Consider the following 13,112-nt stretch of genomic DNA (forward strand, 5'->3'; position numbering starts at 1 on the left):
CGAGCAGCGGGCGTGCGGGACGGCAGGGCCGGTCGGCACGTGGCCGACTCGACGCGTGCCCCAGCGGGGCGGCCTCAGTTCGAGCGGCCCGTCCGCACGGTGAGGCGCCGGATGAGCTGCACGTCGGTTTGCGGTCCCGTGGACGCGGCGAAGCCGAGCTTGACAGTGTCCGGGACCGGCCGGGGCGCGGGGAACCGGAGCACCTGCCGAAAGCCCCGTCCGTCCTGGAAGTCGACGTCGACCGTCGCCATCGGCTCGGGCGGCGGCGACACCCTGACACGGACGGTCCTTTTCAGCGGTTCCAGCAGTTCTTCGCCCTCTTCGGGCGTCGCACCGGAAGGCATCCTCTTCAGCTCGCCGTGGAGCCGGCCGGGAAGAGTCGACGGCCAGGGGCCGTCGGAAGTCGCGTTCCCCGTCGTGGCGGCGAGCAGGCAGTAGCCGGCGCTCCCGTTGCCGGGGCCGCGGGCGCTCACGACATTGGGGCCCGGAGCGGGTCGGCGGAGCACCGTGCCGGCCGGAGAACGCCGCTCGCAGCCGTTTCCGCGCCTTTCTCCGTCGCCGAAGTAATCTCCCAGCACGTCGAGCCCGATACCGAGATATCCGCCGTCGACCCCCGGGACGACCTGGTTCTCGCTGTTGTCGTCCGGCAGTTTCTGGGCGTAGCCGAGGCTTCCGCCGAAGGCGCCCGGTGTGGCGAGCCGCGCGGCGCCGTCGGTGAGGAAGAACGAGATCCCGTCCGCGGGCGCCCGCGTGGTGTTCCCGTACTGCCACTGCTCGAAGGTCACCTCCAGCCCTTCCCCGGCCGGGATCGGCGAGTCGAACAGCGCCGCGCCGGTCTGCTCGACATGGGCATCGGTGAGCTGCAGATACCCGTGCGGATCCGCGTCACCCGGGGGCACGGGACCGACCGGATCCCGGCGGCACCCTCCCAGAGGATGGTTCGTGGCCTCCGCCGGGGCCTGTCCGCGCGGCGCGCCCGTCAGGCATGCCGCCCCGTATCCGATGAAACGCGGGTCGGCGCGCTCGCCGGTGAACGATTCGCCCACCAGTAGCGCTCCCGGCTCCCTGTGCACCGCCGAGCGATGCCCGTCGGACGCGGCTGCCGTCGCGGTCATGGCGACCGCGATCGACGCGACGACGCGAAGCGCCCCATTTCTCATATCGCCGACTCCCCTGTGCGAGTTTCGCACCGCCGCCTGCCACAGTCATGTGACCACGAATTCGCCCGGGAAGCCGCTCATTACCTCAGTCATGGAGATAGGCGCGACCGATCATGACGAAAACGCGTGTCGTGCCATGAGAAGGTCACCCGTTCGCCCTTACAGGTTGGAGGCGACGAGGCCCGCCAGGCAGACGCCGCCCAGCAGCGCCGCCGAGCCCGCCGTCAGGTAGCGCAGGGGCCGCCCCGGCCGGCGGCCGGCGAGCACGTAGGCCAGCCCCAGGGGCATGGGGATCAGGAAGAGCAGGCCCAGTGCGGGCAGGATCAGCGCGGACAGGCGGCCCTTGAGGTCCGCGGGCCGCGCCCGCTCGCCATCGGGCTGGAGGCGGGCCCGGAAGCTCTCGCCCTCGTCCGACTCGGGAGGCAGCCCGACGGTGCGGGCGGCCGTCCCGCGGTCGTCGGGGACGAAGCGTCCGCGGCACTCGGTGCGCTCGTCCTCGCCCGAGCCGTAGTCGACGCACCGCTCCACCGTCGCCGTGCCGGGCGTGCCGGTGAGACCGAACGCAAGCCGCGCGTCCGAGAGGCCGTAGAGCAGGGGCAGGAGGGCTACGGCGAGCCAGACCACGATCGTGACGAGGGCGCCGGCAGGGCTCATTCTCCGCTGTGACATGCGTGTCCTTCGTGCGAGGGGAGCCCCGGCACCCGCTATGACGCGCACGGAAGGGGTCCCGTTCGCACGAGAGCATCGCCGCATCCGGTCACCGGCCCGCCCAAGCGGCGCCACGGTCGGCTCGCGTCCCTTGCCGGAACCCTCAAGACAGCAAAAAGCTGCGCAATGCGCAGCTCGTGACGGGACGGACGCCGACTAGGAGGTCACGTGGTGCTCTCGGCCGCTCGCGGGGTCGGCGAGCCGCCGGAGTCGTGCCGGGCGAAGGATGCCGGCCGGCGCATGCCGAGAACGGCGCAGGCGGACGCCCGCGCCGTCCCATGGTGTCAGGCTTCGGCCCGCTTCGGCAGCTTCCAGCCGGGGCGGGGGAAGTGGCACGTGTACCCGTTCGGGTACTTCTGCAGGTAGTCCTGGTGCTCCGGCTCGGCCTCCCAGAAGTCGCCGGCGGCGGTCACCTCGGTGACGACCTTGCCCGGCCACAGGCCGGACGCGTCAACGTCGGCGATGGTGTCCTCGGCGACCTTCCGCTGCTCGTCCGACGTGTAGAAGATCGCGGACCGGTAGCTCGTGCCAATGTCGTTGCCCTGCCGGTTCAGGGTCGTGGGGTCGTGGATCTGGAAGAAGAATTCGAGCAGCGCCCGGAAGTCGGTCCGGTCGGGGTCGTAGACGACCTCGATCGTCTCGGCGTGGGACCCGTGGTTGCGGTAGGTGGCGTTGGGCACGTCGCCGCCGCTGTAGCCCACCCGCGTGGAGACCACTCCGGGCTGCCGGCGGAACAGCTCTTCCATCCCCCAGAAGCAGCCGCCCGCGAGCAGGGCCCTCTCGGTTGCCATGTTCTCTCCCTCGTGTCCTCTGTCGATGATTACAGCAGGCGGCGCGTGGACGTTATTCCGGTGGGGCCCCTGGTGGCCGGCGGGCCCGCAGCCGCGCAGGACGGGGCGCTGACCAGCACCGAACGCTTCACGCCGCCGGCCGGCAATAGCCGGATGTAAGGCGATCCACAACGAGGAGGATCATGACATCCGGTCCGGAAGACGCGGAGCTGATCGCCCGATCGCTCGACGGCGACGAGGACGCCTTCGTCGCGGTGGTCCAGCGCCATGAGGCGGCGGTCGGGGCCTATCTCGCGCGGCGGGTCGGCCGCGACGCGGCCGAGGACCTGCTCGGCGAGGTGTGGGTGGCGGCGCTCCGGTCCCGCGCGTCCTACGACCGCTCTTTCCCCGACGCCGGGCCGTGGCTGTTCGGCGTGGCGCACAACACGCTGCGGCGGCACTGGCGGTCCCGGCCTGTGGAGCGGCCGGTGGCGGACGCGGCCGGGCTGGAGCCCGGATGGGACCCGTGGGCGGCCGTGGACGACCGCGTCGACGGCGAGTCGGTGCTGCGGCGCGCGCTGGCGCTGCTCGGGCCGCAGCAGCGGGAGATCCTGACCCTGGTCGTCTGGGAGGACCTGACCGTCGCCGACGCGGGGCGGGCGATCGGCATACCGCCCGGGACGGCCCGCCGCCACCTGCACGAGGCGCGCATGGCGCTCCGGGATGCGCCGGGGATGGCCGCGCTGCTGACCGAGCGCGACACGATCAAGGAGACCAGCTGATGATCGACGAGATGGACCTGCTGAAGGGGCTGGGGAACGCGGAGCCGCCGCGTCCGCGCGCCTATGAGGAGGCCAGGACCGTGCTGCGGGCGGCGATGGCCGTCGAGGGGACGCCGGAGGCCGCGCCCGCACCGCGGTCTCGGTGGAGCAGGCGCCGCGCGGTGGGTCTCGGCGCCGCCGCCCTGGTCGCGGCGGCCGCGGCGGGAGTGCTGGTCGTCACGTCCACGTCGGCGCCCGGCAAGCCTCCCGTAAAGGCGGTGGCGGCGAACCCGGTCCTGGCCGAGCTGGCCGCGGACATCTCGCCCTTGCGGGCCAAGGCGCCGGGCAACGCGACGCTGGAGATCCGCAACCAGTCCCCTACCAGCGCGGAGCTGGGCCGGAACGGCATCGGCCTCTACACCGACGACGGCACCTACTACTGGGGGAACGACAAGAGGGCGCTGCGGCGGGCCGTCGTCAGGAAGGACGGCGGCGACGACCTGTTCAAGCGCGACATAGCGGCGGCCCTCTATGCCGTGAAGGGGGACGTCGGCGAGGCGCGCGCGCGGATGGCCGTTGCCAACATCGCCCCCGGGACGAACCCCGACCCCGATCGGGCCAGGATCGAGAAGCTCAAGGCCATCGCCAAGGCGCGCGGCGAGAAGTACGTGCCGCCGAAGCCGCCGACGGCCGCGCAGCAGAAGGAGATCACCGACAACCACATCTGGACGAACGCCGTCGACGCGCTCATCGCGGCGCCGGAGAACACGCAGGTCCGTGCGGGGGTGCTCCGCATCATGGCGTCGATGCCGAAGGTCAGGGTCACGAAGACCACCACCGCCGGACACCCCACGCTCACGCTGGCGAACGGCTGGCCCACCGCGGGCGGGTCGGCGGAGGAGCTGGTGATCGACGCCGGGACGGGCCGTCCCATCGCCATGACCAGCAGCGGCTCGGGCGTCCGGCCGAGCACGATCTACTACCACACCTCCCGGGTCACGCTCGCCGACATCGAGGCCGGCAGGTTCTGACCCGCTCCCGGGTAACCGTGCGGCCCCCCCCCCGCGGCGGGGCCCGCCATGTCTCTGCGGCGACGGCTTCGGGGGTTCGGTGCTCAAGGTTCATGCAGGTGCGCCGAGCAGCGTCGCGGCGGCCGTGCGTGCGTGGCGGGCGGGGGCGGGGTCGCCGGTGATGCCGGCGGTCACGATGGCCCCTTCGGCGAGCAGGAAGACCGGTTCGACGGCCGGCGATCCGGCGGCGCGGACCCACGCGGCGATCTGGTCATGGAAGGCCCGCTTGTGCGTCCGGACCTCGGCGAGCACCGCCGGGGACGAGGGGCCGAGCTCGCCGTGGGCGTTGATCCAGGCGCAGCCGCGGAAGCCCGGCTCGGCGAACCACTCGGCGAGCCAGTCGAAGACCGCGAGGACGCGCTCGCGTGGATCGGGGACCCGTTCCACGTGGGCGGCCAGGCTTCCCCTCCACCGCTCGTCGCGCCGCCTGAGCATCGCGACGACGAGGTCCTCCTTGGCGGCGAAGATCCGGTAGATCCGCTTGAGCGGCAGGCCGGAGGCGGCGCGGACGTCGTCCATCCCGACCGCCTGGATCCCCCGCTCGTAGAAGAGCCTCTCCGCCGCGTCGAGCAGGGCTTCACGGTCCGACCGCGTCTGCTCGGCGGTGATCGGGGCGGGCACCCACGCCTCCTTGACATTGAGAACGATGGTTCTCTAGCGTAGCGCCCATCGATGGAGAACGCTCGTTCTCAACCAAGGGGGCAGCCATGCCGGAAGATCGTCCGCCCTACCCGCCGTTCACGCGGGAGACGGCCCTGCAGAAGGTCCAGGCGGCTGAAGACGCGTGGAACACCCGCGATCCCGAACGCGTCGCGTCGGCCTACACGCCGGACTCGGTGTGGCGGAACCGGGACGCCTTCATCACCGGCCGCGACGAGATCGTCGCGTTCCTGACCCGCAAATGGGAACGCGAACTGGACTACGCGCTGCGCAAGAGCCTCTGGGGATTCCGCGAGAACCGGATGGCCGTCCGGTTCCAGTACGAGTGGCACGACGCGGAAGGCCGGTGGTGGCGCAGCTACGGCAACGAACTCTGGGAGTTCGACGACCACGGCCTCATGCGGCGCCGCGAGGCGAGCATCAACGACATCGCCATCAACGAAGCCGACAGGCGCATCCACGGCCCCCGCCCCGAGAGCGAATACGGAATCGACATCCCGCTCCAGTAGCGCATCAGCGTTAATGACGGATGGCGCAAACGTATGGATAATCGGTGACGCGCCGTCCATGACGGCTGCCCTGTGCACTGGCACGGGTCGGCGCGAACGGGTATTCATCGTTGACATCTTCGTGCTGAGGGCCGGTCCAGATGCAGTATGAGCAACCGACGCGAAGCGACACACCGCCGGCCGGAGATCGCCCCTTGTGGACGCTGATCGGCCCGGGACTGGCCACGATCGTCGGCCTGTTCCTGGTCACCGCGGCGTATGGGACGCATCGCTTCAGCGCTCCCGGCATGGGAACCCGATTGGTTTCCCCGATGGCTCCGGCCCTGGCCTTGAGCCAGGGGGATTTCTCTTCGGCGGTCATCGTCACCTACCTGGTCGCGGCCGTCCTGGCCCTTCCGGTGGGAGCTCTGCTCGGAGGCCGCTATCCGACGGCGGTGACCGCCCCCGCGATCGGCATCATGATCCTCGGCGCGCTGCTGGTCGCCTTCGCCAACGCCACCGGCATGCTGGCCGCGGGGCGTTCGCTGGGCGGGGTCGGCGCGGGCGCGACGGTAGGAGCGACCGCCATGCTGGTGGGACGCCTCCGCGACCGGCGGTGGCCGGTCGCCGCGGTGATGGCGGCCGCCGGGTTCCTCGCGCTGCTCAGCGGCCCGTTCGTCGATCAGGCGATGGCGGACGCGCTCAGCTGGCGCTGGACGTTCCTGGCCGCGGAACCGCTCCTGCTCGCCGCGCTGGCGGCCAGCACCGTCGCCGGAATCGTGCTGCTCGTGACTCGCCGGCCCGTCCGTCCGGCCCCCTATGGGACGCCTTACATGCCGCCGCCCTACCCGCCGCCTGGGCCCCGCCCTTGAGCGGTGGAGATCGGGCGCCGACCCTTCTTTCCCCGCACCGCGCCTCCGCGTCGGCGCCGTGCGGCCCCCGCCGGTGGAGGCGGGGGCCGTCCTTCGGCGGTCGAGGCTATGACCAGGGCAGCTGGAGGTTGACGGTGACGTCCCCGTCGATGGTGAAGGTGCACGGAACGGTGGCGGCGGATCCCGGGCAACGGCCGGTGGTCCAGTCGCCGGCCGGGTTCTCGTGGGGCTCCGGGGTGTGGACGTAGGTGACCTCGTCGCCGTCGTGCACCGGGAAGGTGCAGGTGGCCGGCGCGTCGCAGGTGCCCGCCGGGGTCCCGGCGACGGTGATGTCGAGGTAGCGGGTCGCGTCCCCGCCGCCCCCGGCGTCGAGGTTGATGGTCAGGGTGCGCGGCGCGGGCGGACCGTCCCCGCCGTCCGGTCCTTGGCCGCCGTTCGGATCCTGACCGTTGTGGGGGTCCTGCTCGTTGTTGGGATTCTGGTCGTCGTTCGGGTTCTGGCCATTGTTCGGGTCCTGGCCGTCGTTGCCGTTCGAGTCCTTGGGCGGTCGGTCGTCGCCCTTCTGCCCGTCTCCCGTCCGTGGCCGCCGGCTCGGCTCGGCCTTGGTGGTCTCGTGCTTCGGGGTGGACGTTCTTCCCTCCTGCGGACGCCCGCTCTGGGGAAGAGGCCGCTCGTGCTCGGTGGCGGGCGAGGCGCCGGGCAGGGCGGGCAGGCGCGGCAACGCCTCCCGGACGGCGGGCGACCAGCGGCCCAGCGCGAGGCCCGCACCGACCAGTACCAGCAGGACGAACAGGGTGGTCAGCCCGCGGTCCTTGCGGCGAGGACGCGGCGCCCTCGGCCTGGGGACGGGGCGGCGGGACGGACGGGCCCGGGAAGACCGGCGCCGTGTGCGCGGCGGTGGCTGCCGGTGAGTGCTCGCGGCCGATGCGAACGTCCGGGCCGAGACCAGCCGGATCCGTGCGTCCAGCCGTTCGGCGGCTCGCGGCGAAAGCATGAACGGCAGCGCGCGGAGGGCGGCGAAGATGCGCCTGTCTTCCTGGTCCTTGCAGCGCGAACAGGTATGGAGATGCTTGGCGATCTCCTCCAGGGAGGTCGCGGGCAGCCCTCCGTCCTCGGTCCGCCCGTCCTCCGCCGCGTCGAGCAGCTCGCGCAGCGCGTCGCAGGCGGTGCCGGGGTCGAGTTCGCCGCGCAGCCTCACCCGAAGCGCGGCGATCACGTGGCGGAGTCCCCTGCTGCGGGCCTTGTAGACGGAGGCCGCGGTCCCGCCGGCCTTGGCGGGCACTCCGGCGAGCTCGCGCAGCACCAGGTCCCGGACGATCTCCCGGGTCCGCGGCGTCAGCTGATCGACGGCCTCGTCGATCAGGGCCAGGGCACGGCCGTTCCATACCCGCCGGAACAGGTCGTCGAAGCCCGACGGATCGGCGGTATCGACGTCGTCCAGCGCGACGGGGGCCTGCCGCGCCGACGTGGTGTAGCGCATGCACGTGTTGATGGCCGTGGTCCGCGCGTACTTGCCGAAGTCGTCGATCGACTGCCGCTTGTCGCGTTTCTGCCGCAGGGCGTCCAGCAGCGCCAGCGCGATGTCCTGCATCGCGTCCTCGACGACACCGGGATGCCGCCGCAACCGGGTCCAGCAGATCCGCTCCAGGTCGGGACGGTGCCCCTGGAGCAGCTCGATGACGGCTTCGGGCGCGGTGATGCCCCCCGCGTCCCGGCCCTCGAGGATGACCGACAGGAGCAGCGACTCGCGCTCCCGGTCGAGCCTCCCGTCCCCGGAATTCCGCACGCTCATGAAACCCGCCCCCGCTCCGGCTCGTCGCACCGCCGCCCCGCGGAGGCCGGCCCCGCGGCACCCGGCCGCCGGACGAGGCCCGGTCGCGACGACCGCCTGACCAATCGCAAGAAGAGGTCGTGTCCCAGCTCCACCAGGAGACCGGACACGACCGACAGAACAAGCGCCTCGGTGAAACCAGCGCTCATCGTGGCTTCCTCTCGGTTCCCGGCGCCGTTGTGGCGCCCACTCGACCAAGGAGGAGCGCCGCGCCACGTCGGATCTGACAATTCGCAGGTCACGGGCACTTTCAAGCGGGGAGGCCCGCCGCTCGGATCACCCCGCCCCAGGCTCGCGCCGTGCCGGTCGGCCACACTTGAACGTTACGGACCCGCCCGTCCCGCGCCCGCCCGTCGAGACAACGTGACCGGGAACGGACACGAGTGAGATCCGAATCCCGGACGTCAGCCGGTCGTTCAATCCGGATCAGCCCGATGGGTGCGGACCGGTCGCCCTCAATAGCGGGTCATTGAGGAGACAGGCCGCCGCCCACGCGGTTACGCCTCTGCGCCAGTGGGGCGGCGTTCTCGACGAGCGGCCGGCCGCACCGCGGCTAGTGAGTCGTCTCCTCAGCGTGGGTGCCGAACCGTTGGCCGCTGCGTTCGGCTCGGGTTCGCGCCCAGCGTCCGGTCGAGGCGAAGCCGAGCAGCACGGTCGTGACGCCGCAGCCGACCAGAACGGCCGAGGCGGTGCGGCTCGACGCGAGGAACCCGGCGGACCCGACCGCGACGATCGAGCCGCACACCGCCACGCCGATCGCGGCGCCGGTCTGGCGGCAGGTCGAGGCGATCGCTCCGGCGACCCCGGCCTGGTCGCGCGGCATCCCGGACAGGGCGGTGTTGGTGATCGGGGTGCCGACCAGGCCGAAGCCGGCGCCGAAGAGCAGATAGGCGAGGACGAGGTACCAGGCCCCCGTCTCGCGCCCGGCGCCGAGAAGCAGGCCCGCTCCCGCCGTCAGCAGCAGCCCGGCCAGCACGAGCGCCGGCCGGGGACCCCGGGCGGCCACGATGCGGCCCGAGATCATCGCGCATGCCGCCAGCGCGGCGGCCATCGGGATGGTGAGCAGGCCAGCGTGCAGCGCGCTGTAGCCGCGGACGTCCTGCAGGTAGAGGGTGTTGAGGAACAGGAAGCCGCCCAGGGTCATGAAGGCGACCAGCGCGATGATCGCCGCGCCCGAGAACGCCGGGCTGCGGAAGAGCCGGACGTCCACCAGCGGCCCGGCGCGCCGGGACTCGGTCACGACCAGCGCGAACACCGAGACGGCGGCCAGCACGAACAGTCCGATGATGAACGGCGAACTCCAGCCGTGCCGGGGTCCCTCGATGACGGCGGCCGTGACCGGGCCGAGGAAGGTGACGACGAGCAACTGGCCGAGGGGGTCGAACCGCTTGCCGCGCGCCGCCTTGGACTCGGGGACGAACCGCTGGGTCAGGTAGATGGCCAGGGCGCCGATCGGCACGTTGACCCAGAAGATGGACCGCCATCCGAGACCGCTGACCAGCAGGCCCCCGAGCACGGGCCCGCTCGCCCCGCCCAGACCGGCCACCGCTCCCCAGGCGCCCACGGCGCGGGCGCGCTCCTTCGGGTCGGTGAAGGTGGTGGCGATGATCGACATCGCGACCGGGTTCAGCATCGAGCCGCCCACCGCCTGGAGCGCGCGGAAGGCGACCAGGGACCCGAGCGAGGGCGCGAGGCCGCACAGCAGTGAACCGAGCGAGAAGCACCCCAGCCCGACCTGGAACACCCGGCGCCGGCCGAACCGGTCGGCCAGCGAACCCGAGAACATCAGAAGGCACGCGATGACCAGCGTGTAGGCGTCGACCACCCATTGCAGGCCGCTGACCGGAGCGTGCAGCGCCTTCTGGATCGAAGGCAGCGCCACATTGGCGATCGTCGTGTCCAGCCCTGCCACGACCACGCTCAAGCAGCAGGTCAACAGCACAACGGTCCGCCCGCGCGACGACAGCGCAGGTGGAGAGTCGAGGGAAAGGCCCGTGACCATTGCCGTCTAGATCTGTTTCTCTGCAGCAATTGCCTTTGGCTGATGCGGCAACGCAGGGCCGCACGTACGCGGCCATATGCCTGTGCCGTCCCCGAACTCACCGAAAGCCGCTGATCGGCTGCGCACCGGCACGTCGCGTCCCATGCGGCGAGTGTAGGGAAGCCCAGCGACATTTCGACGACGGCAGCGGCTTCCCACTTCGAGGGGAGGTGGTGAGATGGGTGGGGCGGAGTTCGGCACCGAGCGCATCAACGGCGAGCGCGCCACCGAAGCCGCCGACCGGACAGTGCCGCGGGCGGCAGGACGCGGGCCCTTCTCAGCGAACTCGCCGCCTCGCCGACCGCCTAGGACGGGCGGGTGTTCGCCGGATCAGGAGCGCAGGTAGGTGAGGACGGCCAGGACGCGGCGGTGCACGTCGGCGTCGGGCGGGAGGTCGAGCTTGGCCAGGAGGCTGTTGATGTGCTTGCCGACGGCGGCGGGCGACACCGTGAGCGACTGGGCGATGGCCGCGTTGGAGTGGCCCTGGGCCATGAGGGCCAGCACCTCGCGTTCGCGCGGGGTGAGGCGCCGCAGCGGGTCGCGGCGGCGGCCCAGCAGGTGGCGGACCACCTCCGGGTCGATGACGGTGCCGCCGTCGGCGACCTGCCGCACGGCACCGGCGAAGTCGGTGACGTCGATGACGCGGTCCTTCAGCAGGTAGCCGACCGCGTGGGCGTCGGTGGAGTCGAGCAGTTCACCGGCCGATGCCGCCTCGATGTACTGGCTGAGGACCAGCACGGGCAGATCCGGGTCGCGCTCGCGCAGGGCGATCGCGGCGCGCAGGCCGTCGTCGGTCTGGGTCGGCGGCATGCGCACGTCGGTGACGACGATGTCGGGCTCGTGCGCCTCGACCGCGGCGGTGAGCGCGGGCGCGTCCGCGACCGCCTCGACGACCTGGTGCCCGAACCGGGTGAGCACGGCGACCAGGCCGTCACGCATCAGGGCGCCGTCCTCGGCGAGGACGACGCGGAGGTGGCGGTCTCGCAGCATGGCAGCTCCACGGTCAGCAGGGTCGGGCCCCCGGGCGGGCTGGACAGGGTGAGGGTGCCGCCGACGACCGCGAGGCGGTCCGACAGGCCGGTGAGCCCGGTGCCGGCGGCCGGGTCGGCGCCGCCGACGCCGTCATCGCCGATCTCCAGGAGCAGCGTGTCGCCGCGCCGGCCTCCGGTGATCCAGGCGCGGCCCGCCTCGCTGTGCCGGACGATGTTGGCCAGCGCCTCGCAGACGACGAAGTACCCGGTGGCCTCCACCGGTGCGGGCAGCCGGCCGGCGAGGTCCAGGTCGAGGTCCACCGGTACCGGCGAGCGGTCCGCGGCGTCCTGCACCGCGGCGGCCAGCCCGTGCTGGGTGAGGACCTGCGGATGGATGCCGTGGATCAGCTCGCGCAGCTCGGTGAGCGCCAGCCGGGCCTGGCCGTGGGCGTGCGCGACGTGGTCGGCGGCGGGTCCGGGCGACAGGTCGAGCAGCGCCAGCCCGAGGCTGGTGGCGACCGCGACCAGCCGCTGCTGCGCACCGTCGTGCAGGTCGCGCTCGATGCGGCGGCGCTCGGCCTCGAAGGCGTTGACGAGCCGGGCGCGGGACCCGGCCACCTCCGCCAGCAGCCGCGCGGCCTCGTCCGGACGCGGCGCGAGCATGCGCCGGGTCAGCGCCGCCCGCGCGGCCGCCGCCCCGGTGAGCAGGTAGGCGCCGGCCGCCAGCAGCACGACGCCCGCGGGCAGTGCCGCCAGCGCCTGGACGGGGGTGTGGATCGCCACGCCCGGCCACAGCCCGCGGCGGCCGCCCGACAGCACGGGCATCCACGCGGTGAGCAGCGCGACGGGCAGCGCGACTCCGACGGCGGCCACGGCCAGGTCGAGCGGCCACAGCACGGTGGCCAGCAGGGCGGCGAAGCCCAGTTCCCGCCAGGTCGCGGCCTCCCGCACCCGGGTGGCCAGCCAGCCGCCCACGCCCGGACGGTCCGGGGGGCGGTGCGGGTCGGCGATCGGCCCGGAGTCCACCAAGCGCAGCCGCCACCGCTCGAACGCGGCGACGGGCACGCCCGCGAACGCCAGCGCCGCCAGCATCGGCAGCCCGACGGCGACCGAGGCCAGCGTCCCGCCGACGAGGAGCACGGCCACGACCACCGTCAGCACGAGCGCACCGGGCACCGAGCTGGTCACCAGGTACGCCAGGCTCCGCCACGGCCGGGCCGACGCCAGGAGACCCCGCCGCCGCAGTGCCGTGATCGCCTCCATCGCGCCAGAATAGAGGCGGTTTTCGGGAGCCGCCCATCCGGCTGGGGTGAGGGCCGGGGGTAAGGACAGGCATACCCCGAACACGGTGGCACGGCTGATCGACCCGGGCACCGCCGCACCGGTTGCCTGGAGGCATGGACATCGTTCGGCTCACCGCGGTGAGCAAGACCTACGGGACGGGCCCCGGCGCCGTCACCGCCCTGGACGGGGTCACGCTGGGCCTGGCGGAAGGGTCGTTCACCGCCGTCATGGGCGCGTCGGGGTCGGGCAAGTCGACGCTGCTGCAATGCGCCGCCGGGCTGGAGCGGCCGACGGCGGGCGCGGTCTCGCTGGACGGCAGGGACCTGTCGCGGCTGCGCGAGTCGGCGCTGACCAGGCTGCGGCGCGAGACGATCGGGTTCGTCTTCCAGTCGTACAACCTGCTGCCCGCGCTGACCGCCGAGCAGAACGTCGGGCTGCCGCTGCGGCTCGCCGGGCACCGCCCCGACCGGCGCGCCGTGCGGGCCGCGCTGGAGGC

Annotated in this window: 13 protein-coding genes; 5 read left to right on the top strand and 8 right to left on the bottom strand. The window is 72.7% G+C overall.

Translation table 11 applies throughout. From position 1 onward, the window contains the following. Positions 1–74 precede the first annotated feature (74 nt). The 3 genes from ABZ914_RS33585 to msrA all read right to left on the bottom strand — a co-directional run bounded on the left by ABZ914_RS33585 (position 75) and on the right by msrA (position 2,659). Positions 75–899 (bottom strand): L-type lectin family protein, encoded by an 825-nt coding sequence (locus ABZ914_RS33585; protein ID WP_500198190.1) that lies wholly within the window; start codon positions 897–899, stop codon positions 75–77. A gap of 420 nt (positions 900–1,319) precedes the next feature. Next, positions 1,320–1,829, bottom strand: coding sequence for a hypothetical protein (locus ABZ914_RS33590; protein ID WP_500198191.1), 510 nt, complete (start codon positions 1,827–1,829; stop codon positions 1,320–1,322). A gap of 323 nt (positions 1,830–2,152) precedes the next feature. Beyond that, entirely contained in the window at positions 2,153–2,659 is a 507-nt protein-coding gene (gene msrA, locus ABZ914_RS33595) for a peptide-methionine (S)-S-oxide reductase MsrA (RefSeq protein ID WP_500198193.1), read from the bottom strand. 182 nt (positions 2,660–2,841) lie between these two features. Between msrA and ABZ914_RS33600 the strand changes: the two genes are divergently transcribed. Next, positions 2,842–3,420, top strand: coding sequence for an RNA polymerase sigma factor (locus ABZ914_RS33600; RefSeq protein WP_500198194.1), 579 nt, complete (start codon positions 2,842–2,844; stop codon positions 3,418–3,420). Continuing rightward, a complete protein-coding gene (locus tag ABZ914_RS33605) occupies positions 3,420–4,430 on the top strand; it encodes a hypothetical protein (protein ID WP_500198196.1) in 1,011 nt (336 codons plus the stop codon). The genes ABZ914_RS33600 and ABZ914_RS33605 overlap by 1 nt, the downstream gene beginning before the upstream one ends. A 90-nt stretch (positions 4,431–4,520) precedes the next feature. Here the strand turns inward: ABZ914_RS33605 and ABZ914_RS33610 are convergent, their stop codons facing one another. Beyond that, on the bottom strand, positions 4,521–5,090 hold the full coding sequence (locus ABZ914_RS33610) for a TetR/AcrR family transcriptional regulator (RefSeq protein WP_500198197.1): 570 nt from the start codon (positions 5,088–5,090) through the stop codon (positions 4,521–4,523). An 86-nt stretch (positions 5,091–5,176) separates the two neighbouring features. Here ABZ914_RS33610 and ABZ914_RS33615 point away from each other — a divergent pair, with 86 nt between their 5' ends. Then, positions 5,177–5,638, top strand: coding sequence for a nuclear transport factor 2 family protein (locus ABZ914_RS33615; protein WP_500198198.1), 462 nt, complete (start codon positions 5,177–5,179; stop codon positions 5,636–5,638). Positions 5,639–5,832: 194 nt separating this feature from the next. Further along, positions 5,833–6,489: an MFS transporter gene (locus ABZ914_RS33620; RefSeq protein ID WP_500198200.1), complete on the top strand. Its 657-nt coding sequence runs from the start codon at positions 5,833–5,835 to the stop codon at positions 6,487–6,489. 106 nt (positions 6,490–6,595) lie between these two features. Here ABZ914_RS33620 and ABZ914_RS33625 read toward each other — a convergent pair whose 3' ends face one another. The 4 genes from ABZ914_RS33625 to ABZ914_RS33640 form a co-directional block, all read right to left on the bottom strand. Beyond that, positions 6,596–8,281 (bottom strand): hypothetical protein, encoded by a 1,686-nt coding sequence (locus tag ABZ914_RS33625; protein ID WP_500198202.1) that lies wholly within the window; start codon positions 8,279–8,281, stop codon positions 6,596–6,598. A gap of 592 nt (positions 8,282–8,873) precedes the next feature. Beyond that, positions 8,874–10,322, bottom strand: a complete 1,449-nt coding sequence (locus ABZ914_RS33630; RefSeq protein WP_500198203.1) for an MFS transporter — start codon at positions 10,320–10,322, stop codon at positions 8,874–8,876. Positions 10,323–10,691: 369 nt separating this feature from the next. After that, on the bottom strand, positions 10,692–11,351 hold the full coding sequence (locus ABZ914_RS33635; protein ID WP_500198204.1) for a response regulator: 660 nt from the start codon (positions 11,349–11,351) through the stop codon (positions 10,692–10,694). Further along, positions 11,300–12,595 carry a sensor histidine kinase gene (locus tag ABZ914_RS33640; RefSeq protein WP_500198205.1) on the bottom strand — a complete coding sequence of 432 codons (1,296 nt, stop codon included), beginning with the start codon at positions 12,593–12,595 and terminating at the stop codon, positions 11,300–11,302. The genes ABZ914_RS33635 and ABZ914_RS33640 overlap by 52 nt, the downstream gene beginning before the upstream one ends. 134 nt (positions 12,596–12,729) lie before the next feature. Here ABZ914_RS33640 and ABZ914_RS33645 point away from each other — a divergent pair. Next, on the top strand, positions 12,730–13,112 hold a 383-nt coding region (locus ABZ914_RS33645), incomplete at its 3' end, for an ABC transporter ATP-binding protein (RefSeq protein ID WP_500198206.1).

The sequence above is a fragment of the Spirillospora sp. NPDC046719 genome (assembly GCF_040645715.1).
In the GTDB taxonomy this organism is placed as follows: Bacteria; Actinomycetota; Actinomycetes; order Streptosporangiales; family Streptosporangiaceae; genus Spirillospora.